The sequence below is a fragment of the Providencia sp. PROV130 genome, from assembly GCF_028482225.1.
In the GTDB taxonomy this organism is placed as follows: Bacteria; Pseudomonadota; Gammaproteobacteria; order Enterobacterales; family Enterobacteriaceae; genus Providencia; species Providencia rettgeri.
On record NZ_JAMPQC010000039.1, the window covers coordinates 13,565 to 36,431 of the forward strand.

19 protein-coding genes are annotated in these 22,867 nt (G+C 41.0%); 15 read left to right on the forward strand and 4 right to left on the reverse strand.

All coding sequences use genetic code 11. From position 1 onward, the window contains the following. Positions 1-52: 52 nt before the first annotated feature. From pepP to gcvP, 6 genes are all read left to right on the forward strand, one after another. On the forward strand, positions 53-1,375 hold the full coding sequence (gene pepP, locus PSF28_RS21645) for a Xaa-Pro aminopeptidase (protein WP_272685622.1): 1,323 nt from the start codon (positions 53-55) through the stop codon (positions 1,373-1,375). Positions 1,376-1,409: 34 nt separating this feature from the next. Beyond that, the gene (gene ubiH, locus PSF28_RS21650) at positions 1,410-2,588 is read left to right on the forward strand and encodes a 2-octaprenyl-6-methoxyphenyl hydroxylase (protein WP_272685623.1); all 1,179 of its coding nucleotides are present in this window, start codon (positions 1,410-1,412) and stop codon (positions 2,586-2,588) included. A gap of 26 nt (positions 2,589-2,614) precedes the next feature. Beyond that, positions 2,615-3,844, forward strand: a complete 1,230-nt coding sequence (ubiI, locus tag PSF28_RS21655) for an FAD-dependent 2-octaprenylphenol hydroxylase (RefSeq protein ID WP_272685624.1) — start codon at positions 2,615-2,617, stop codon at positions 3,842-3,844. Between the two features lie 516 nt (positions 3,845-4,360). After that, entirely contained in the window at positions 4,361-5,455 is a 1,095-nt protein-coding gene (gene gcvT, locus PSF28_RS21660; protein ID WP_210837153.1) for a glycine cleavage system aminomethyltransferase GcvT, read from the forward strand. A 45-nt stretch (positions 5,456-5,500) separates the two neighbouring features. Further along, complete coding sequence (gene gcvH / locus PSF28_RS21665; RefSeq protein ID WP_123382449.1) at positions 5,501-5,893, forward strand: glycine cleavage system protein GcvH; 393 nt, start codon at positions 5,501-5,503, stop codon at positions 5,891-5,893. Positions 5,894-6,376: 483 nt separating this feature from the next. After that, positions 6,377-9,253 carry an aminomethyl-transferring glycine dehydrogenase gene (gene gcvP / locus PSF28_RS21670; protein ID WP_272685625.1) on the forward strand — a complete coding sequence of 959 codons (2,877 nt, stop codon included), beginning with the start codon at positions 6,377-6,379 and terminating at the stop codon, positions 9,251-9,253. 103 nt (positions 9,254-9,356) lie between these two features. Here gcvP and PSF28_RS21675 read toward each other — a convergent pair whose 3' ends face one another. From PSF28_RS21675 to ygfZ, 3 genes are all read right to left on the reverse strand, one after another. After that, the gene (locus tag PSF28_RS21675; protein ID WP_272685626.1) at positions 9,357-10,253 is read right to left on the reverse strand and encodes a YncE family protein; all 897 of its coding nucleotides are present in this window, start codon (positions 10,251-10,253) and stop codon (positions 9,357-9,359) included. Between the two features lie 243 nt (positions 10,254-10,496). Continuing rightward, complete coding sequence (locus PSF28_RS21680) at positions 10,497-11,117, reverse strand: HD domain-containing protein (RefSeq protein WP_272665837.1); 621 nt, start codon at positions 11,115-11,117, stop codon at positions 10,497-10,499. A gap of 11 nt (positions 11,118-11,128) precedes the next feature. Next, a complete protein-coding gene (gene ygfZ / locus PSF28_RS21685; RefSeq protein WP_210837148.1) occupies positions 11,129-12,112 on the reverse strand; it encodes a tRNA-modifying protein YgfZ in 984 nt (327 codons plus the stop codon). Between the two features lie 247 nt (positions 12,113-12,359). On the opposite strand from ygfZ, the gene sdhE reads away from it, so the two are divergent. Further along, positions 12,360-12,626: an FAD assembly factor SdhE gene (sdhE, locus tag PSF28_RS21690; RefSeq protein ID WP_004913039.1), complete on the forward strand. Its 267-nt coding sequence runs from the start codon at positions 12,360-12,362 to the stop codon at positions 12,624-12,626. After that, complete coding sequence (locus tag PSF28_RS21695; RefSeq protein ID WP_042851636.1) at positions 12,607-13,017, forward strand: protein YgfX; 411 nt, start codon at positions 12,607-12,609, stop codon at positions 13,015-13,017. Before sdhE ends, PSF28_RS21695 begins: the two co-directional genes overlap by 20 nt. 90 nt (positions 13,018-13,107) lie before the next feature. Here PSF28_RS21695 and fldB read toward each other — a convergent pair whose 3' ends face one another. After that, entirely contained in the window at positions 13,108-13,626 is a 519-nt protein-coding gene (gene fldB / locus PSF28_RS21700; RefSeq protein WP_004913034.1) for a flavodoxin FldB, read from the reverse strand. 117 nt (positions 13,627-13,743) lie between these two features. Between fldB and xerD the strand changes: the two genes are divergently transcribed. The 7 genes from xerD to PSF28_RS21735 all read left to right on the forward strand — a co-directional run. After that, on the forward strand, positions 13,744-14,646 hold the full coding sequence (gene xerD / locus PSF28_RS21705) for a site-specific tyrosine recombinase XerD (RefSeq protein WP_210837145.1): 903 nt from the start codon (positions 13,744-13,746) through the stop codon (positions 14,644-14,646). Positions 14,647-14,667: 21 nt separating this feature from the next. After that, positions 14,668-15,372 carry a bifunctional protein-disulfide isomerase/oxidoreductase DsbC gene (gene dsbC / locus PSF28_RS21710; protein WP_210837143.1) on the forward strand — a complete coding sequence of 235 codons (705 nt, stop codon included), beginning with the start codon at positions 14,668-14,670 and terminating at the stop codon, positions 15,370-15,372. 9 nt (positions 15,373-15,381) lie between these two features. After that, a complete protein-coding gene (gene recJ, locus PSF28_RS21715) occupies positions 15,382-17,115 on the forward strand; it encodes a single-stranded-DNA-specific exonuclease RecJ (protein ID WP_210837141.1) in 1,734 nt (577 codons plus the stop codon). 129 nt (positions 17,116-17,244) lie between these two features. Beyond that, a protein-coding gene (gene prfB / locus PSF28_RS21720) for a peptide chain release factor 2 (RefSeq protein WP_210837139.1) occupies positions 17,245-18,346 on the forward strand; the annotation gives its coding sequence in 2 pieces (ribosomal slippage) (positions 17,245-17,322 and positions 17,324-18,346; 1,101 coding nt in all). A gap of 7 nt (positions 18,347-18,353) precedes the next feature. Next, entirely contained in the window at positions 18,354-19,871 is a 1,518-nt protein-coding gene (gene lysS / locus PSF28_RS21725; protein WP_210837137.1) for a lysine--tRNA ligase, read from the forward strand. Positions 19,872-20,688: 817 nt separating this feature from the next. Further along, positions 20,689-21,243, forward strand: coding sequence for a hypothetical protein (locus PSF28_RS21730; protein WP_109912911.1), 555 nt, complete (start codon positions 20,689-20,691; stop codon positions 21,241-21,243). A gap of 20 nt (positions 21,244-21,263) precedes the next feature. Further along, on the forward strand, positions 21,264-22,867 hold a 1,604-nt coding region (locus PSF28_RS21735; protein ID WP_442958822.1), incomplete at its 3' end, for a hypothetical protein.

The window sequence follows — 22,867 nt, forward strand, 5'->3', positions numbered from 1 at the left end:
ACAAGCAATATATTCAGCAATCTAATTATTCTGATAATAAGGCAAAAACGGTATGAATAAACAGGAATTTATTTCTCGTCGCAATGCATTATTGGCTCAAATGCAATCAGGCAGTGCAGCAATTATTTTTTCAGCGCCTCCTGCGCAGCGTAATGCGGATTGCGAATACCCGTACCGTCAACACAGTGATTTCCTTTATTTGACGGGGTTTAGTGAGCCTGAAGCTGTATTAGTCCTGATTAAGAGCGATGAAAAACATAGCCATACTGTTCTTTTTAACCGTGTTCGTGATTTAACTGCTGAAATTTGGTTTGGTCGCCGCCTTGGGCAAGATGCTGCCCCTGAAAAGTTAGGTATTGATAAAGCGTTACCTTTCAATGAAATAGAAGACCAGCTTTATCAATTATTGAATGGCCTCGATGTGGTTTATCATGCACAAGGTGAGTTTGCCTATGCCGATAAATTGGTATTTGATGCATTAGATATTTTACGTAAAGGCAGCCGTCGCAACTTACGAGCACCACAAACATTGGTAGATTGGCGGCCAATTGTTCATGAAATGCGCTTATTTAAGTCGGAAGAAGAAATTAACACCCTGCGTATGGCTGGGCGAATTTCTGCTCTAGCACACGTCAGAGCTATGGAAACTTGCCGACCTAATATGTATGAATATCAACTTTGCGGTGAGTTAGAACACGAATTTACTCGCCATGGTGCGCGTTTTCCTTCGTACAACTCCATTGTGGGCAGTGGTGAAAATGCCTGTATTTTGCATTACACCGAAAATGAGAGCCTAATGAAGGATGGCGAATTAGTCTTAATTGATGCGGGTGCAGAGTTTGAAGGTTATGCGGGGGATATCACACGTACTTTCCCAGTTAATGGTAAATTTAGCCAAGCACAACGTGAAATTTACGATATCGTCCTCAAAGCATTAAATACCGCGTTAGAGCTATATCGTCCGGGAACCAGCATCCATGAGGTGACTCGTGAAATTGTTCGTATCAAAACTGAAGGCCTCGTTGCACTTGGAATTTTACAAGGCGATGTGGATCAATTGATCGAAAACAAAGCATATCAGCCATTCTTTATGCATGGTTTAAGTCATTGGTTAGGGTTAGATGTACATGACGTAGGTTTTTACGGTACAGACCGGGATCGTGTGCTTGAAGTTGGAATGGTATTAACTGTCGAGCCTGGTTTGTATATTGCTCCAGATGCCGATGTGCCACCGCAATATCGCGGAATTGGTGTACGTATCGAAGATGATATTGTGATCACCGAAAACGGAAATGAAAACTTAACAGACTTAGTCGTGAAAGACCCTGATGAAATTGAAGCCCTAATGGCAGCAGCAACGCACAATTTAGGGTAGATGTCAGTCATCATAGAAAGGTAATAAACAACGCATGAATGTGATCATCGTGGGGGGCGGTATGGCGGGTGCAACATTAGCACTGGCGATATCATCCCTTAGCCAAGGAAAATTATCGGTTTCATTAATCGAGGCAGCTTTGCCGGATGGCAAACATCCCGGGTTCGACGCACGTGCGATTGCGTTAGCCCACGGTACTTGCCAATCGTTAGCAAAAATAGGCGTCTGGCCGGATTTAGCGGATTGTGTGACCCCAATTAATCACGTTCATGTGTCTGATAGAGGCCATGCTGGTTTTGTGAACATTGCTGCTGATGATTATCATATCGATGCTCTAGGCAATGTCATTGAATTGCACGAAGCAGGCGCCCGCCTGTTTTCGTTGTTACGTAAAGCCCCTGGAGTTACTCTTTATTGCCCTGCAAAAGTAGAAAGTGTTCATCGTGAACAAGATATCGTTACGGTCACTTTGGATAATGGCGATAAGGTAACCGGAGAATTACTCATTGCTGCGGATGGCAGCCATTCCGCGATAGGTAAAGCCTGCCATATGCAATGGCAACAAGATGACTATGGGCAAGTGGCTATTATCGCGAATGTGAAAACCGCCATTGACCCACAAGGCCAAGCTTTTGAACGTTTTACTGAATTTGGTCCATTGGCACTATTGCCGATGTCACAAGGGCGTAGTTCATTGGTTTGGTGCCATCAACAAGAGCAAGCAGACACCATTAGGGCTTGGGATGATGCAACATTCATGGATAAATTACAGCAAGCCTTTGGCTGGCGGTTAGGTGAAATCGTCATGGCAGGTAAGCGCCATTGCTACCCATTGGTATTGCGTAAAGCACTTAACCCGGTCAGTCATCGAGTTGTGTTAGTTGGAAATGCCGCTCAAACTTTGCATCCTATTGCGGGGCAAGGTTTTAATTTAGGTATCCGTGATGTGATGCAATTGGCTCACATGGTGGTAAATGCAGACGCCAAGGGGCAAGATATTGGACGTTATTCACTCTTAAGCCAATACCAGCAAGCTCGGGCGTTAGATAGAGACAAAACGGTTACGATAACCGACGGTTTGGTTCGTTTATTTGCGAATCGCTGTTTACCGCTTATTGTCGGGCGTAACTTAGGTTTAATGGCAATGGAAATGTTACCGCCAGCTCGTGATGTTTTGGCTCGCCAAACATTGGGTTGGGTTGCACACCAATAACCACGAAATAAAGAGGAATAAAGAATATGCAATCATTTGATGTGGTTATCGCCGGTGGTGGTATGGTTGGGTTAGCACTCGCTTGTGGGCTTGAAGGGAGTGGGCTACGTGTTGCGGTCATTGAGAATCATCCACCTAAGGTACCATTTAGTGCAGCAGAACCGCACGCATTAAGGGTATCAGCTATTAATGCGGCAAGTGAAAAGTTACTGTCCCATTTAGGTGTTTGGTCAACGATTAAAGGAATGCGAGCTTCTGCATATAATGGCATGGAAGTTTGGGATAACGACAGTTTTGGGCGTATTACTTTTACCGCTCAAGAGCGCAATTTAACGCATTTAGGGCATATTGTTGAGAATAATGTCGTACGTGATGCACTATGGCAAAAGGCGTCGCAGCTTCGCGATGTGACATTATTAGCACCCTCAACGATTAAAAAAGTGGTGTGGGGAGAAAATGATGTTTTTATTACGTTAGATGATGAAAACATGTTAACAGCACGGTTAATTGTGGGGGCTGACGGGGCAAACTCGTGGTTGCGTAGTCATGCGGATATCCCATTAACCTTTTGGGATTATGAACATACCGCGTTAGTTGCTACGGTCCGAACTGAAAAACCTCACGAAGGTGTTGCTCGCCAAGCTTTTGATGGTGAAGGTATTTTGGCATTTTTGCCATTAAGTGACCCGCATCTTTGCTCGATTGTCTGGTCTCAGCCTGCCACTGAAGCAGCAAGGCGCCAATCTTTAGAACCTGCTGATTTTAATAAAGAATTGGCAGTTGCATTTGATATTCGTCTTGGTCTTTGCCAAGTGGAAAGTGATCGATTAACTATTCCTCTTACGGGGCGTTATGCAAGGCAATTTGCGGCGCAACGTTTAGCTTTGTTAGGGGATGCGGCTCATACCATCCATCCATTAGCGGGCCAAGGGGTTAACCTTGGTTTTATGGATGTCGCGATGTTGATGGGGGAAATTAAACGTTTGCACCGTGAAGGCAAAGATTTTGGTCAATATTTATACTTGCGTGATTATGAACGTAGTCGTAAGCACAGTGCAGCGTTGATGTTAGCCGGTATGCAAGGCTTCCGTGAATTATTCGATGGTAATAACCCTGCGAAGAAGTTGCTGCGTGATATTGGGTTAGTGTTAGCGGATAGCTTACCGGGGGTTAAACCGCAATTGTTGAACCATGCGATGGGGCTATTTGATATGCCTAAGTGGCTGGAACAATTACAAGTCGAAGACGCTCTCTAAATTCCTTTCTGTAAAGGCACAATTACCAATTGTGCCTTTTCTTTATTTATCTCAATACACATAGTGGCATCACTGATTTCTGTATAAAAAATAATCCTAATGACCTTGTTTTAATATGAGTAGTAGATCTCTTCTTTTATTTCCTGACTGAAAAAAACTAATTACATTCGTTTTTCGCATTAGTTTTATTTATATTGCTATGGTGGGTTTTATTTATCAAGGTATCATTCAAATTCTAGTTTTGGTGATATTTTGCACCATTAGACTCTAAATGTAAGGGTTTTGAGTGATCATTCTCAATTATTTAACAAAAATCGCTGGCAAAATCAGAGCGCAATCAGTAATACAGAGGAATGGTAGCCCTATTTTTTTTTATAGAATAGAACCGCAAACAGTGGTAGGTTTTTAAAAAGTTATCGTTTGCGTCGGGTTAAAATTATCACGTGATTTTGTTGCAGATGGGTAATTTTCACCACGCAATCACCCTGTCATATTAATAATGTAAAGAGGGTATTCATGGTAAAGCAAACAACACTATATGATGAACATATAGCCTGCGGTGCAAAAATGGTCGATTTTCATGGTTGGATGATGCCGTTGCATTATGGTTCACAGATCAATGAACATAATTTTGTCAGAACCGAAGCAGGGATGTTTGATGTTTCCCATATGACTATTGTCGATTTACACGGCGAAGGCTGTCGTGATTTTCTGCGTTATCTTCTCGCCAACGATATCAATAAACTTACAGAGCAAGGTAAAGCCTTATATACAGGCATGCTGAATGCTTCTGGTGGTGTTATTGATGATCTGATTGTGTATTACCTCGCTGATGACTTTTATCGTCTCGTCGTCAACTCAGCAACGCGTGATAAAGACCTCGATTGGATTGAACAGCATGCTAAAGGCTATGCGGTTGAAATTCGTGTTCGTGATGATTTAGCGCTATTGGCTGTTCAAGGGCCACAAGCACCAGAAAAAGTTCATTCATTACTCAGTGCGGAACAAAAAAGCGCAATTGAAGGAATGAAACCATTTTATGGCGTTCAAGCCGGTGATTTATTCATCGCAACCACTGGGTATACGGGTGAAAAAGGCTATGAAATTGCCATGCCTAAAGAGCAGGTTGTTGAATTTTGGCATAAGTTACTCAACGCTGGGGTTCGCCCTGCGGGCTTAGGGGCACGTGATACCTTACGCCTTGAAGCCGGTATGAACCTATATGGGCAAGATATGGATGAAAGCATTTCTCCCCTTGCCGCGAATATGGGCTGGACGATCGCTTGGAAACCAGAAGATCGTCAATTTATTGGCCGTGAAGCATTGGAAAAATTACGCGAACAAGGTACTGAAAAACTTGTCGGTATTGTGATGCGTGAAAAAGGTATACTGCGTGCGGGGCAAGTTGTCCGCTTTACTGATGAACTTGGGAAACTACAAGAAGGGGTGATAACCAGTGGCTCTTTCTCGCCAACCCTTGGCTTTAGTATTGCGTTAGCGCGTGTCCCGAACGGAATTCAAGGCAAAGCAATTGTTGAAATCAGACAAAGAGAGATGCCAGTTGAAGTCGTTAAACCGGGCTTTGTCCGTGAAGGAAAATGCTTAGTGTAATTTGGGCGAATCTAATTAATAAATTTAAAAATTGAGAGGCTAATGATGAGCAATACACCTAAAGAATTAATGTACACCCGTGAACATGAGTGGCTGCGCGATGAAGGTAATGGTGAGTTTACGGTTGGTATCACCGAACATGCGCAAGAAACGTTAGGTGACATGGTGTTTGTTGATTTACCCGAAGTAGGTACTGCAGTAAGTGCAGGTGATGACGTTGCAGTCGTCGAGTCAGTTAAAGCGGCATCCGATATTTACGCTCCTCTGAGTGGCGAAATTGTGGCGGTTAATGGCGAACTGAATGATGCGCCAGAACTTGTGAACGAACAGCCATACCAAGAAGGTTGGATTTTCCGTATTAAAGCATCCGATACCGCAGAGCTGGCGGATTTAATTGATGCGGCGGGGTATACCTCTATGATCGAAGCCGAAGAATAAAATCCTAGTCATATTTCTTCTTGTGGCGGCGTCGGCTTCGCTCATTCGCCCTAGTCACATACTGATGTATGCTCCTAGGGTCTTATTTGCTTGCCGCCTAGCCACAAGATGAACTATTTATAGGATTTATTAATACGCTTGTTTTATGGGGGGATACACTCAACAACTCGGGTCACATACTTGTGTATGCTCCCCAAGATTGTCTTCGTTTGCCGCCTAGCCACAACTCAAACTATTTAGAATAAATACTTTTTAGAGATAGCCACAAGATGAACTATTTAGAGGTTTGAAGAATATAATTCGTTAGAAACAAGAAACAAGAAACAAGAAACAAGAAACAAGAAACAAGAAACAAGAAACAAGAAACAAGAAACAAGAAACAAGAAACAACCGCAATATCATTGATTTTAAGCGTTATCTCGCAAGTTCCGTAATAACCGCCCTACAACTTATGCATAGCAGACAAAGGATGGGAACACAGATATGTCGATGTCACTGAGTCAATTAGAAAACCGTTCAGAATTCATTTCGCGCCACATTGGTTCATCAGAACAACAATTAAAAACCATGTTAGACACCGTGGGTGCAACGTCATTAGATGCTTTGATGGACAAAATTGTCCCTAAAGCCATTTTGCTTGCAGAGCCGCCAAGAGTGGGTGGGGGAGCAACTGAGCAAGAAGCCTTAGCGGAATTAAAAGCGATAGCGTCACTCAATAAGCGCTACAAAAGCTACATTGGTATGGGGTATGCGCCAGCGGTGCTTCCGCCAGTTATCTTGCGTAATTTATTAGAAAACCCGGGTTGGTACACCGCTTATACGCCATATCAACCGGAGGTATCACAAGGCCGTTTAGAATCATTATTGAATTTTCAACAGTTAACTATCGACCTTACTGGTTTAGACCTTGCCTCAGCGTCGTTATTGGATGAAGCCACTGCTGCGGCTGAAGCTATGGCAATGGCAAAACGGATCAGCAAACTGAAAGACGCAGAACGTTTCTTTGTAGCGGATGATGTTCATCCGCAAACGCTAGATGTCGTTCGCACGCGAGCGGGTACTTTTGGTTTTGAAGTGATTGTGGATAGCGCAGAGAAAGCATTGGAACACGAAGGTGTTTTTGGTGTGTTACTTCAACAGGTTGGCACGACAGGTAATGTCCATGACTACAGCGCGCTTTTTGCTCAGCTAAAAGCACGTAAAATTGTTAGCTGTGTTGCCGCAGATATGATGGCACTAGTATTACTGGCTGCACCAGGTAAGCAAGGGGCAGATATTGTCTTCGGTTCAGCTCAACGCTTTGGTGTTCCCATGGGGTATGGTGGGCCACATGCGGCATTTTTTGCGTGTCGCGACGAATTTAAACGGGCAATGCCGGGACGTATTATCGGTGTGTCGCGTGATGCGGCAGGTAATACCGCACTGCGTATGGCGATGCAAACCCGTGAGCAGCATATTCGCCGTGAAAAAGCGAATTCGAATATTTGTACATCCCAAGTGCTGTTAGCCAATATCGCAGCAATGTATGCGGTTTATCATGGGCCAAAAGGGCTGAAAATAATTGCAGAACGCATTCATCGCTTCAGCTCTATTTTTGCCAAGGCATTAGCAGACGCAGGTTTCGTATCACGCCATAAAACTTGGTTTGATACACTTTGTATTGAAGTTGCTGACAAAACAGCAGTGCTAGCGCGTGCTGAAAAAGCCAAAGTGAATTTACGCACTGACATTCGTGGTGCAGTCGGTGTAACTTTTAGTGAAATCACGACCCGCCAAGATTTAAATGAATTGTTTGCAGTGATAACAGGTGTCGAAACTAAGCTGGATTTTGAAAAAATAGACCAGTCAGTGTCAGCGACAGAACAAGCAATTCCAAACACGATGCAACGTGATGATGAAATTTTAGTACATCCCAATTTTCATCGTTACCACAGTGAAACCGAAATGATGCGCTACATGCATAGCTTAGAGCGCAAAGATTTAGCATTAAACCAAGCAATGATCCCACTCGGTTCTTGTACTATGAAGCTTAATGCGGCTGCGGAAATGATCCCAATTACTTGGCCTGAATTTGGCGAGCTACATCCGTTCTGCCCACCTGAGCAGGCGCAAGGTTATCATCAAATGATAGAGCAGCTTTCCCATTGGTTAGTGCAATTAACCGGTTATGATGCGGTTTGTATGCAGCCTAACTCAGGGGCTCAAGGTGAATATGCAGGCTTATTAGCTATTCGTCGCTATCATGAAAGTCGCAATGAAGGAGAGCGAAATATTTGTTTGATCCCAGCGTCTGCTCACGGTACTAATCCAGCTTCTGCGCATATGGCAGGTATGGAAGTGGTGGTAGTGCGTTGTGATGATGAAGGCAATATCGACTTAACTGATTTACGTGAAAAAGCCCAGCAACATAGCGAAGCTCTTTCTTGTGTGATGGTAACTTACCCATCAACCCACGGGGTATATGAAGAAAGTATTCGTGAAGTGTGTGAAATTATTCACCAATATGGCGGTCAAGTATACCTTGATGGTGCAAATATGAATGCTCAGGTTGGGTTAACGACGCCAGGCTTTATTGGTGCGGATGTTTCTCACCTCAATTTACATAAAACATTCTGTATTCCTCATGGCGGTGGTGGCCCAGGTATGGGGCCTATTGGTGTGAAAAAGCACTTAGCACCGTTCGTACCGGGGCACTCCGTGGTTGAGCAAGAAATGTTAACTGACCAAGGTGCGGTATCTGCCGCTCCATTTGGCAGTGCATCAATTTTGCCAATTAGCTGGATGTACATTCGTATGATGGGCTCTTATGGCTTACGTAAAGCCAGCCAAGTTGCTATTTTAAATGCGAACTATATTGCTAAGCGTCTTTCTGGCCGTTATGACATTTTATATACAGGGCAAGAAGGGTATGTGGCTCATGAGTGTATTGTCGATTTACGTCCGATTAAAAAAGACACGGGTATCAGTGAACTCGATATTGCTAAGCGTTTAATTGATTATGGTTTCCATGCACCAACCATGTCTTTCCCGGTGGCGGGGACATTAATGATAGAGCCGACAGAGTCTGAAAGTATTACGGAAATTGATCGATTCATTGATGCCATGTTAGCTATCCGTGATGAAATTGACCAAGTAGTGAAAGGCCAATGGACGCTAGAAGATAACCCATTAGTGAATTCGCCTCATGTGCAAACAGAGTTAGCTGGGGAATGGCCTCATAGTTATAGCCGTGAGCTTGCCGTATTCCCTACTGAACAAACGAAAGCGAATAAATATTGGCCTGCGGTAAAACGCCTTGATGATGTGTATGGGGACCGTCACCTACACTGTTCGTGCGTACCGATTGAAGATTATATGTAGGAATAAATCACACCTTTCATTAAATAGTGTGAATTAAATATGTTTTAGGCTTGATTTCGATAGTTTACTGAAATCAAGCCTTTATCTATATCTATGGATATTTTTAACCCGAATATTGTGAAATCCCCGTATAATTTTTACCTTGGTATAGCTTTTCCACTTCACCTGTTTCCATAACGACTTGGTAAACCCCCCCATTAAGGTCGGCGACATACATCAGTTTTGCTGGTTTATCATATGTCAGCCCAATTGCTTCTTTAAAACCACGGCTTATTACCTTGTAATGGCTTAATCCATCAGCAGTAATATTGGCACAATTTAAGCTATTACCATCGGGCTCAGCGCCTCTATCTGTCCAATATAAAATATGGGTCTCTTCATCAAGCAATAAATCAATAGGTTCGGGTAGGTCTTGAAGGAGCAATTGAATATCGTTTCGTTGATTGGCTAATTGTTGGGTTTTAGGCGTTAATGGCACCCTAAAAATACGACCTAAATTACCTTTAGGGGTTCCTTTTTGAGTCCAGTAGAGCCAATTATTTGCGACATCAACAGTAATGCCAACACATTGGTCTAAGATATCTACTTTATTGTGTTTATCTCGGGGTCTTGCTACATGGACGAATAAATCAGAACCATCGATATTACATGATGAAACCATACCTCCTTCACGGTCACACCAATATAATCGTTGATTCACTAAATCAAGGTGTAATTGTTTTGGCGTTCTTATTTTTCCATTGCCTAATAGCATTTTTCTGCCAGTACCATCAAAATTCATCACGTTGATGGAGCCATCGTCAGCTTCATAATCATTCCCCATATTGCTCCAATAAATTAATCGATTAGCAGGGTCAATGGCTATACCATCAGGGGTTCCGCCAAGTCCTTCGATAATTGGGATTGTTTGACGCGTTGATTTATTGAATTGAATTATAGCGGGTGAATGGACATCTAGTAGTAAAAGGTAAGGATTTGAATATTCATTGAATTTTTGCATTTTAAACCTCACGGGCAAATGTTCAATGATAAAGATAGGAGTGATATTAATAATTGGCAAGTTATTAATATTGGCATTTCTATATAAGTCGAGATTAATAATTATTAAAAAATATAAAGTGGTTTATTATTTAAATTGAAATAATGAATTAGTGAAAGGTATATCTTGCTACGAGCAATACACATTAGATTAGATGAGTGTAAAACGTTAAATGAAGCGGCTTTTCAGCCGCTTTGGTGACAATTACAGCAACCAGCCTTTTTGCTGAGCTAGCTCCAATTGTAATTTAAGTTGTTGATAGAATTCAGGGAGGATCTGCTGAATATAATCACATTTACTGAGAACTTGTTCCAGACGAATGTGGTTTTCGACCCAGCTTTGCCCTTGATTGTGCAGGTTCATCAGCATTGGCATTGCTCGGTCAATGGCATTCGCATACACAGATTCCGGGCTTTCTAATGCATCATACTCATTCCATAAAGCTAGCAATGTTTCATTTTGCGGGCTAGGTAGTAAGTTAAAAATACGCTTAGCCGCTTTAACTTCTTCTTCATGAATAGCATCACGAGCGGCATTATCAAATACCAATACATCACCTGCGTCAATTTCAACAATGTCATGCACAAGGGCAAGTTTTATCGCATGTTCGATATTAACGCCTTGTACATAAGGTGCAAAACTCATTGCGGCAACCGCAAATTGCCAACTGTGTTCTGCCGTATTTTCTTGGCGTTCACGGTTCAATAACTTGTTTTTACGATAAACACTTTTGAGTTTATCTAATTCCATCAAAAATTGGACGACTTCGGTAAAAGCCCCAAAATTAACCACCTCTACGGGCTTACTACCTAATGCAGATGACATAAAAACTCCAATTAATTCTCTTCTAATGAATAAGGTAATGGTGCGATAGTTAGATGACTTTGCTCATCACCCATAACACGGAAAACGCTATCGGCTTCCATATCGTTATTCATAATGACTTGTACATAGATTTCGCCGCTACCTAAGCGAATAGCCGCTAGCACAGTTCCTGTACGGCGCCATTTATCACCAAGCTGCCATTCTACACCTTCACCAATGGCAGGAATGGTGGTACCTGTGCCTTTTAAGGTATACATCGCACGTTTATTTGCACCGCGGAATTTTGCACGAGCAACCATTTCTTGACCGGTATAACAGCCTTTTTTAAAGCTAATACCATGAGGTAAGGCTTGTAAATTGGTTGCTTGAGGTAAATGTTGGGCACTGTTTTGTTGATCGATAACCGCAAAACCTGCTTCGATATCAAGGGCTAGCCATTGTTCATCATTGACTTGAATAGCACCCAAGGTTTGATCCATTTTTTGTGCTATTTCTTCGCTGGTGATTACCAGAAAACGCTCTGTTGGCAATGCAAAATGCAATATGGTGGAAGCGCCGTCAGTAACCACTTGGTTTTGATCGTCAGGTAATGCAGTAAATAGTGTTGCCAGCGCTTCTCTAGCGCCTTTACCTGCGACTCCGATTAATTTTAGGTCCGGTTTCTTTTCAAAAGTGACTTTCGAGAAAACGGCATATTTTTTCAGTTCAGCGAGTTGTGAATCGGCAACGCTAGTTCTTAATAAATAGGAATAGCCATCTAAGTGATGGAATAAGCGGAGGTCACTCCACATTTTACCTTTGGGATCACAGTGTGCTGTTAATGCGTGTGATTGTGTGAGTATGGCAATATCCGCGGTCACTTGGCCTTGCAGGTATTTTTCTGCATCGGCGCCGTGAAGGTGAATAAGTTCCCAGTTTTCCAGTGAAATCAAAACGAGTGGTAAAGACTGAGATCCGAGAGGAAATTGCTGTGTACTATCAATGTGGTTAGTCATGATTTCACCTATTGTTCTTTGATAGATAAGGGTGCCTAATGGTAAAATAGCTAGATAACATTGCAAGTAGTTATTATGATGAACCTGTATTATCTAATAGTTTTTCATCAGCTGTTTGTAGAAAAACGGTATTTTACTACTAAAATTACAACTATGTAGTCTATAACATGTTTTCTTGGCGGATAATCTGTTAGAGTATGGAAAATAATCAATCTAATCAGTTAACTGCAAAAAAGGCCGTAGTAGAATGGATATTGAGAATAAAGCGCGAATTCATTGGGCATGCCGCCGTGGTATGCGTGAATTAGATATTTCAATCATGCCGTTTTTTGAGTATGAATATGATAACCTGACAACCCAAGATAAGCAGGTATTTGTTCGATTATTAGAATGTGCAGACCCTGATTTATTCAACTGGTTAATGAATCATGGTCGCCCAGATGATGACGAACTTTTTCGTATGATTAAACTGATTCAGGAAAAAAATAAAAATCGTGGTCCTGTGGAAATCTAATCTCTCCATTTCATGGAAAACTCAATTGTTCTCAACCTGTGTTCATGGGGTCATTGGGATGTTTTTACTTCTGACTCCATGGTCTCCTGGTAACTCAATGATATGGCTGCCGCTACTAGTGGTGGTCGTTGCGAGTTGGGCGAAGAGTCAGAAAAATATCAGTAAAATAAAAGGGGTTGCTGTACTGGTTAATGGCAATAAGCTTCAGTGGAAGAAAAACGAGTGGCGAATACTGAAAGCACCTTGGCTTACTCGTTACGGCATATTGCTGACATTAGAAGCCTTACAAGGTAAACCGCAAAAGATCCATTTATGGGTAGCTAAAGACGCACTTTCGGAGGAAAACTGGCGTAATTTAAACCAGTTATTGCTGCAATACCCTGATATTTAGGCTACCAAGAACAACCAAATTGGTGGCCTAAATACGGCTAGATAACCCTCACGTTGGGTTATCGATTCAGCAAGCAAACATCAGTTTGCATCATAATAGCGCTTCAATTTCCTGAAAAATCTGTACGCACCATTGCGCTATGCGTTCATCGGTCTGTTCAAACTGGTGGACTTCATCTAATGCAAGCCCAACAAACATATCACCAGTTTCATTGAGTGGTTTAGGGCTATCAAAGGTATAGCCTTCGGTCGGCCAGAAGCCAACAAATTTAGCACCAGTTGGTTTTAGTTGATGGTAGAGCATGCCAAGGGCATCAAGAAACCACTCGCCATAATCTATTTGGTCACCAAGACCATACATCGCAATGATTTTATTTGCGAGGTTAAGATTGGGAAGCGCTTCCCAAATTTCAAGCCAATCTTCTTGTATTTCACCAAAATCCCACGTAGGTATTCCCAAAATAAGAACATCATACTGTTCCATTTCTGCAGGCGGTGTATCGTTAACGTTATGCAGTGTGACGAAATCATCGCCGAGAATATCACGTATTTTTTCTGCAACCATTTCGGTATAACAGGTACTAGAACCGTAAAAAAGACCTATTTTCATATATATTATTACTATGTCCAGCTATGGTTTTCATCACAAGAGATGTATTGTAACAGAAGCAACCACATTCAGGCATAATAGAATCGTGTGGTATTATCTAAAGGAAGTAGATTTGTCGTGGAAACAAAACAACTTAATCCATTAATTGAACAATTTCTTGATACAATTTGGCTTGAACAAGATCTTGCCGAAAATACATTAGCTTCTTATCGTAATGATCTTCAATTATTAGATAAATGGCTTGATGCTCACCAGCTGCATTTAGAAAATGTTCAATCAATTGACTTGCAATCTTTTTTTGCTGAACGCATTGATTGTGGATATAAAGCAACTAGTTCAGCACGTTTATTAAGCGCGATGCGTCGGTTATTCCAATATTTGTATCGGGAAAAAATCCGACTGGATGACCCTTCAGCAGTGATTGCAGCACCCAAAATCCCGCAGCGTTTACCCAAAGATTTAAGTGAAAAACAAGTTGAAGATTTATTAAACGCACCTGCTACCGAAGATGCTTTAGAGCTACGTGATAAAGCTATGTTAGAAGTACTATATGCATGTGGTTTACGTGTATCTGAACTAATCGGTTTAACTTTTTCAGATATAAGCTTGCGGCAGGGGGTTATTCGTGTTGTCGGTAAAGGCGATAAAGAAAGATTGATTCCCTTGGGGGAAGAGGCAATATATTGGCTAGAGAAATACATTGATGAAGGTCGCCCTGATTTATTAAATGGCAAAACGAGCGATATTCTATTCCCAAGTAAGCGTGGCACGAAAATGACTCGGCAAACGTTTTGGCACCGAATAAAATATTATGCCGTACTTGCTCATATTGACAGTGAGCTACTCTCACCGCATGTTCTAAGACACGCATTTGCCACCCATTTACTCAATCATGGGGCCGATTTACGCGTGGTACAAATGTTGTTAGGTCATAGCGATTTATCAACTACACAAATTTATACTCATGTTGCGACTGAGCGGTTACGAATGCTGCATGAGCAGCATCATCCAAGGGGGTGATGCATGATTAAAGGACTATCTATGAAACGCAAATTGTTATTATTGGCTGCCGCATGTATTGCGTCGTTTACTTCCACAGTTTATGGGGCAACGGAAGAAAAAGTTATCCGTGATACTTTGGAAAAATACAATATGGTTGTTGAGGTGATTAAACCGTCACCCATTGTTGGGTTGAATGTTGTTGAAACATCAACCGGCGTTGTATACATCACAGATGACGGTAAGTATTTATTGCAAGGGCCAATTTATGATATGAGCGGTAAAACCCCGGTTAATATCAGTAATCAGCCGTTATTGAAAAAAGTAGAGGCGCTAAAAGATGAAATGATTATCTTTAAAGCCCCTCAAGAAAAGTATGTTGTGACCGTTTTTACCGATATTAGCTGCGGTTATTGTAAAAAATTACATGAGTCTGTTGATGAATTAAACCGCCAAGGCGTCACTGTGCGTTATCTGGCTTATCCACGCCAAGGCGCAGATAGTGACGTAGGGAAAAAAATGGCATCTATTTGGTGTAATGGCCTACAACAAAAGGCACTAACTCAAGCGTTTAAAGGTGAGGACGTTGCGATCATTGATGACTGTAAAATTGACCTAAGTAAGCACATGAGTGTGGGTAATTTATTCAAAGTGACGGGAACTCCAGCAATCATCCTACCTGATGGGCAAATGCTACCTGGCTATATGAAACCGGATGCCCTTGTTCAATTACTCAACCAAAAATAGTTAATTATTGTGAATGTAGAAACGCTCTTACAACAAAGACAGCAACAAAGCTCTGCGGCTCAACTCCCTGGCTTGCCTGAACTATTACAACGGATTTACCAACATCGAGGCATCACGGATATAACTCAGTTAGAGCGTAAAGCGGCTAATTTATTGGATTATCGGACATTATCGGGTGTTGATAAGGCACTACCGCTACTTTATCGTGCATTAAATGAACATGAAGCTATTACCATTGTTGGCGATTTTGATGCTGACGGAGCAACGAGTACAGCATTAGCGATTCGAGCTCTAAAATCAATGGGATATAGAAATATCAATTATATCGTTCCGAACCGTTTTGAAAATGGTTATGGTTTAACGCCATTGGTTGTTGAAGAAGCTAGTAAACGTGGAACAAATCTCATTATAACGGTTGATAATGGCATTTCATCTCATGAAGGGGTTGCCGCCGCTAATCATTATGGAATGAATGTAATTATTACCGATCACCATCTGCCGGGGGAAACGTTGCCTGCTGCGGATGCGATAATCAACCCAAACTTAAATGAATGTTGCTTTGCATCTAAATCATTAGCGGGGGTGGGTGTTACATTTTATTTAATGTCAGCCTTACGTGCGTATTTACGTCAGCAAGGGTGGTTTGTGATACAAGGGCTGGCAGAGCCTAATTTAGCTGAATACCTTGATTTGGTTGCATTGGGAACCGTTGCCGATGTGGTACCTCTTGATTCCAATAACCGTATTTTAGTTCACCAAGGGCTAAACCGTGTTAGAGCAGGGCGTTGTTGCGCAGGTATTAAAGCCCTCATTGAGGTTTCCAAACGAGATTTATCCAGGTTAGTGGCAAATGACTTTGGTTTTGCTCTCGGTCCTAGGTTAAACGCGGCAGGTCGATTAGATGATATGTCAGTGAGTATTGAATTATTACTGACAGACGATATGGCGTATGCAAGGGAACTGGCGAATGAATTAGATGGGTTAAATCAAACTCGTCGTGAGATTGAAGCGGGTATGCAACAAGAAGCACTCGTGCTTTTTAATCAATTCGAATACGGTGAAAGCCAGTTACCGAATGGCTTAGCCATATATCATCCTGAATGGCATCAAGGCGTTGTCGGTATACTCGCCTCAAGGATCAAAGAACAATATCATCGTCCAGTTATCGCATTTGCCCCTGCAGGTGATGGTTTATTAAAAGGTTCTGGCCGCTCTATTCAAGGTGTTCATATGCGGGATGCACTAGAACGGTTGAATACGTTACAACCCGGCATCATGCAAAAATTTGGGGGGCATGCAATGGCAGCAGGCTTGACTTTGCATGTTGAACAATTTGATGCCTTTAAACATCATTTCGAATTATTAATGGGTGAATTAGTTCAACCTGAGCAATTAGCAGGGGTAATCTGGAGTGATGGCGAACTTTCACGTAATGAATTTTGTTTAGAAACAGCAGAACTTATTCGAGAAAGCGGCCCTTGGGGGCAAGCATTTCCGGAACCTATCTTTGATGGTGAGTTTCAATTATTGCAGCAAAGGCTGGTCGGTGAACGTCATCTGAAACTGATGCTAGAGCCTGTGAATGGTGGGCCAATGTTAGATGCAATCATGTTTAATATTGATGTCCGTAGGTGGCCAGACAACAGTATTAAAAAAGCTAAAATAGCCTTTAAATTAGACGTAAACGAATATCGTGGACAAAAGAACGTACAATTAATGATTGAGCATATTTGGCCGGATTAAGCTGATAATAAACCAGAAGAATAACCAGTAAATAGCGTTTGATGGCGCTATAAACATGAGATAAATTCCGCTATACTAAGCGGTTTGTGAATAAAAAATTATTTTTGACTAACCATAAGATATTGAAAAATGACGTTTGAAATAAACCCAGTAAAAAGTAAGATTCAGGACCTGTCTGAACGGACAGTGGTTCTGAGGGGGTATCTTTGACTATGATGCCAAGAAAGAACGCTTAGAGGAAGTCAACGCTGAGCTTGAACAGCCGGATGTCTGGAATGAACCCGAGAGAGCACAAGCCCTTGGTAAAGAACGATCATCGCTTGAAGCAATTGTTGAAACAATTGACCAGATGACGCAAGGCCTTGAAGATGTTGAAGGTTTATTAGAGCTTGCGGTTGAAGCTGATGATGAAGATACATTCAATGAAGCAGAAGCTGAACTAGAGCAACTACAAGGCAAATTAGAGCAACTTGAGTTTCGTCGTATGTTCTCAGGCGAATACGATAGTGCAGACTGCTACATTGACTTACAAGCGGGTTCTGGCGGTACTGAAGCTCAAGATTGGGCAAGCATGTTATTGCGTATGTACTTGCGTTGGGCCGAGTCAAAGGGCTTTAAAACCGAGATTATCGAAGAGTCTGATGGTGATGTTGCTGGGCTAAAGTCAGCAACGGTCAAAATTATTGGTGACTATGCCTACGGATGGCTAAGAACGGAAACGGGTGTTCACCGTTTGGTTCGTAAGAGTCCGTTTGACTCGGGTGGGCGTCGCCATACATCTTTTAGTTCTGCGTTTATTTATCCTGAAGTTGATGATGATATTGATATCGAAATCAATCCAGCAGATTTGCGTATCGATGTGTACCGTGCATCTGGTGCTGGTGGTCAGCACGTAAACAAAACGGAATCAGCGGTACGTATCACACATATTCCAACCAATATTGTGACGCAATGCCAGAATGACCGTTCGCAGCATAAAAATAAAGACCAAGCTATGCGCCAGTTAAAAGCGAAGCTATACGAACTGGAAATGCAAAAGAAAAATGCAGATAAGCAAGCGATGGAAGAGAACAAGTCTGATATTGGCTGGGGAAGCCAGATTCGTTCTTATGTCCTTGATGATGCAAGAATTAAAGATTTACGTACTGGTGTGGAAACGCGTAACACGCAAGCCGTACTGGATGGTGATTTGGATAAATTCATTGAAGCTAGTTTAAAAGCTGGCCTGTGAGGGAAAAATGTCTCAGGAACAACAAGGTGTTGAACAAGCACCTGATTTGAATAACGAACTTAAAGCCCGTAAAGAAAAATTAGCGGCACTGCGTGAAAAGGGTATTCCATTTCCAAATGATTTTCGTCGTGAAGATATTTCCGACAAAATTCATGCGCAATATGATGATAAAACATCCGAAGAGCTTGAAGACTTAAATATTGAAGTGTCGATTGCTGGTCGTATGATGACGCGTCGTATCATGGGTAAAGCATCATTTGCCACGTTACAGGACGTTGGCGGACGCATTCAAATTTATGTATCGCGTGATGACTTAGCAGAAGGCATCTATAACGAACAGTTTAAAAAATGGGACCTAGGCGATATCTTAGGTGCTAAAGGCCGTTTGTTTAAAACCAAAACTGGCGAGTTAACTGTTCATTGTCATGAAGTTCGTTTATTAACCAAAGCGTTGCGTCCATTACCTGACAAATTCCACGGTCTATCAGACCAAGAAACACGTTACCGTCAGCGTTACCTTGATTTAATCGCTAATGATGAATCTCGTCATACTTTTATTGTTCGTTCGAAGATCCTCGCTGAAGTACGTAACTTTATGGTTAGCTACGGCTTTATGGAAGTAGAAACACCGATGATGCAAGTCATTCCAGGTGGGGCTTCTGCACGTCCATTTGTGACTCACCATAATGCATTAGATATCGATATGTATTTACGTATTGCGCCTGAATTGTACCTCAAGCGCTTAGTTGTGGGTGGTTTTGAACGTGTATTTGAAATCAACCGTAACTTCCGTAATGAGGGGCTATCTCCACGTCATAACCCAGAGTTCACTATGATGGAACTCTATATGGCTTATGCGGATTACCGTGACTTAATCGCGTTGACAGAAGATTTATTCCGTACACTGACACAAAAAGTATTAGGCAATACCGTTGTACAGTATGGTGAGCAAGAGTTTGATTTTGGTAAACCTTTTGCCAAACTCACTATGAAAGAAGCTATCTGCAAATATCGCCCTGAAACCAATGTTGCTGATTTGGATGATATGGATAAAGCGGTGGCGATTGCTCAGTCTATTGGTATTAAGATTGAAAAGAGCTGGGGCTTAGGCCGTATTCAGTGTGAAATTTTTGAAGAAGTTGCAGAAAGCCACTTGATTCAGCCAACATTTATTACTGAGTATCCAGCTGAAGTTTCACCATTAGCACGTCGTAACGATGATAATCCATTCATTACAGACCGCTTTGAATTCTTCATTGGTGGCCGTGAAATTGGTAACGGCTTCTCGGAATTAAATGATGCAGAAGACCAAGCTGAGCGTTTTGCTGAGCAAGTTCGTCAAAAAGACGAAGGTGATGACGAGGCAATGTTCTATGATGAAGACTATGTTACTGCATTAGAACATGGTTTACCGCCAACGGCCGGTTTAGGTATTGGTATTGACCGTATGGTGATGTTATTCACGAATAGCCATACTATTCGTGACGTTATTTTATTCCCCGCTTTACGTCCTAACAAAGCTTAAATACATCATGCCCGGTTAATTCCGGGCATATATTTATAAGCTATCAATATTACTCTTCACATGCTTTATTCAAGCAATCATTTTAGTTAAAAGATAAAATATCATTTACTAGACGTTAAATGAGTAACGTAAAATAAAATCACTGAAAAGTGTTTTTTTAGTGATTATCACTATGTAATCACTATGTTTTAATTAAAAATAAATTTGAGTTACGAATCGTATCAATTTAATATAAGTAATTCTGACAGATAACTGCTATGCTTTATTACGTAGCTGAATGTCTATAAATACGTTTTTTGATAAAAATATGATTCTATTTATAATTTTTAATTACTGTTAGCCTGTAGAATTGAATTAAGCAGGTTACCCATATTGGGTGTGATGGCGATTATTGCCATGTCATAGACTTAAATGTGCCAGCAGCTTGATAAATGAAATAGGATTTTTTTGTTAGCTAGCATTTTATTTGTTAACAATTGTTACAGATGACAGAACTAAAATAAGAGTTTACTTGAAAGGTATTGAATTGTTAGTAAGGTTTACCAAGTAACCTAATCGTTATCTGACATAAAATAATAAAAAATTCCGAAAAAGGTGTTAATTTATCCCTTTATCGGTCGACTAGTGAGAATTAGCTCATAAAATTAATGAAAATGTAGCAATAAAATAATTTTAAAACTAAAGTTAAGTTAATCTAAATTTATGAGATGACTCTATTTCTACATTCGGACTTATAGAAAATAGCTAATTTTTAGCTTACACTAGGTTTTTTGGACATCATTATAATAGCGAAGAAAAGTGCTGGTAAGGTAACCATATGTTTTTAAAAAATAAATTTCATGTTGCATCTTTGCTTATAGCAGGTACAGCTCTTCTTTCAGGTTGTACATTTGGCTCAGACACATACAATACAGCAACACCGAATACCCCAAGTAAACAGACAGTCAATGCAAGTACCGCTCAGCCAGTAACACAACCAACTGCGGATACGAATTCAGGCCAGACCGATAACACATACCCTGAATCTCAAAAAGTTTTAAATAGTGCCATTAGTCGTACACCAATAGCATCAACAAGCTATGGTGAAAATGGTGCTGATCAGCAATCATTTGCCCATTTAAATACGTGTGTTAAAGAATTAAACGCGCTCAAAACACTCTCACCTAAAGATTACAATCGCTTAGTAGGTTCATTTAAAGAAGTTAGCGAAATCAACCGTCTATATCGACAAGTTGAAAGTACTGCTAGCCCAGACACAATTGAATTATTACAAATGGCGATCGAATCCAAAACTAAAGTGTTGTGCGCAAAAGTTCGTTATAACTCAGTATTGTCTACCGAATCAACATTGAAGAAAATTAGTGGATTATGAGAATAAACCTTAGGCTTTGTGTGTCACTGGCACTTGTTACGACTTTTTTTAGTCATGCTCCAAAAGCAGAGCGCTTTAACAATGTAATTGATGATTTTGATACTTACCTTCAAATGGAAAAAGAAGGCAAAGTGCAAGAACAAAAGCAGCAATTGCCAGTTAATACACAAAACCAAGGTTATGATATCTTTTCTTCGCTATCTACTGTTCCTGCGCCAAAAGAGAAACAAAAATCTGCGGCAGCTAAAGCTAATAAAGGAACTAAAAGTAAAGCAACAGGGAAGAATAAATCTGCGGCTACATCAACAAAGAAAACAGATGTAGTGAAAGCAGATCCTACTGAGCCAGAAAAAACGACGTTTCCTGAGGTGTGTGCGGTGACGACAGAAAATGGCGTAGCCCCTATTTTATTGTCGTCTTACCCTTATTTTTTTCAAAGCAATCAATGGGATCCTGCTTATCTAGCAAAAGATTTCGCAAAGTATCAATTAGTTCTTGACCCTCTCGGCTTATATGCGTCTAAATTTGCTAAGCCAACCGGTATTAATGCCTCTGCTTATCTTGAGCAGTTAGCGCAATTAATTGAACGTCAGCAATTAACACATTTATATAAGTTTGGTATTGCGCAAGGAGTAGGCCAACTTATTGCCTATAATCATTTACTCAATGATGAACAACTCGTTTCTGAACTTATTAATCATAATAAGAGTATTGCGCAATTAACGCATACAATTACCGAAAAGCAATTTGAGATTGATAAATTAAATGATGAGGTTCTGAAGAATAAAGAGCAAATAGCTCAATTACAGGCGATTGTAGATTCATCAGATGACCAGTCTTTAGTTGACACATTAAAGACTAAATTGGCAGATGCACAAAAAACAATTGAGCAAAAGCAGAATAGCCTTGAGCAATTGAGCCAAGAAAATCAACAAACCCAAGAAACCATTGCTCAGCTTGAAAAGCAATTAAATGAAAGTGTTGTTGAACAAGCTCAACTTAAACAGCAATTAGCAGAGAAAGAACAGCAATTTGCTTCAGCGAATTTGAAAATTGAACAACTGACCGCTGATATTGCAAAATTAGAGTCAGATGCTAAAAATCAACTACAACTCGTTGGTAACACTGATGAACAGATGAAATCAGTGACAGCTGAACTTTTACAGCAAAAAGAGTTGTTAAAACAAAAAGAAAATGAACTAGCAACGGCTAAAAGTGAAAAAGATGACGTTCAATCTTCTTTAGTTGCTCAGCAAGAAAAAAGTAAATCACTTGAGTCTCAAAACCAGCAATTACAAGCCAAGTTGGTTGAAAAAGAACAATTAGCAGAAAAAATTCAAGCTTCCTTGGCGGAAAAAACCGAACAAGCAGAGCAAAAAGTTGCATTAGAAATTGCATTAAAAGCGGCTCAAGAGCAGCTAAATTCATATCAAAGTACGCAGAATACATTAGCAAAACAGTTAGCTCAAAGTGAAAAACAGCAGGCCGACTTGCAGGCAAAACTCAGCCAGCAAGAGCAGAATTATGCCACCGCACAGGCGCAGCTGAAACAAGCGAAGGCGGACTTACAAAAACTCCAAGCGGATGTGGAAAAACAAACCGCTTTGATGAGCCAAGCTAGCGA

Coding starts and splice junctions, on each gene's coding strand:
- sdhE (WP_004913039.1), top strand. CDS start 12,360: ATGGATATTGAGAATAAAGCGCGAATTCATTGGGCATGCCGCCGTGGT.
- lysS (WP_210837137.1), top strand. CDS start 18,354: ATGTCTCAGGAACAACAAGGTGTTGAACAAGCACCTGATTTGAATAAC.
- ygfZ (WP_210837148.1), bottom strand. CDS start 12,112: ATGACTAACCACATTGATAGTACACAGCAATTTCCTCTCGGATCTCAG.
- pepP (WP_272685622.1), top strand. CDS start 53: ATGAATAAACAGGAATTTATTTCTCGTCGCAATGCATTATTGGCTCAA.
- dsbC (WP_210837143.1), top strand. CDS start 14,668: ATGAAACGCAAATTGTTATTATTGGCTGCCGCATGTATTGCGTCGTTT.
- gcvT (WP_210837153.1), top strand. CDS start 4,361: ATGGTAAAGCAAACAACACTATATGATGAACATATAGCCTGCGGTGCA.
- gcvP (WP_272685625.1), top strand. CDS start 6,377: ATGTCGATGTCACTGAGTCAATTAGAAAACCGTTCAGAATTCATTTCG.
- PSF28_RS21680 (WP_272665837.1), bottom strand. CDS start 11,117: ATGTCATCTGCATTAGGTAGTAAGCCCGTAGAGGTGGTTAATTTTGGG.
- ubiH (WP_272685623.1), top strand. CDS start 1,410: ATGAATGTGATCATCGTGGGGGGCGGTATGGCGGGTGCAACATTAGCA.
- fldB (WP_004913034.1), bottom strand. CDS start 13,626: ATGAAAATAGGTCTTTTTTACGGTTCTAGTACCTGTTATACCGAAATG.
- PSF28_RS21675 (WP_272685626.1), bottom strand. CDS start 10,253: ATGCAAAAATTCAATGAATATTCAAATCCTTACCTTTTACTACTAGAT.
- gcvH (WP_123382449.1), top strand. CDS start 5,501: ATGAGCAATACACCTAAAGAATTAATGTACACCCGTGAACATGAGTGG.
- ubiI (WP_272685624.1), top strand. CDS start 2,615: ATGCAATCATTTGATGTGGTTATCGCCGGTGGTGGTATGGTTGGGTTA.
- PSF28_RS21730 (WP_109912911.1), top strand. CDS start 20,689: ATGTTTTTAAAAAATAAATTTCATGTTGCATCTTTGCTTATAGCAGGT.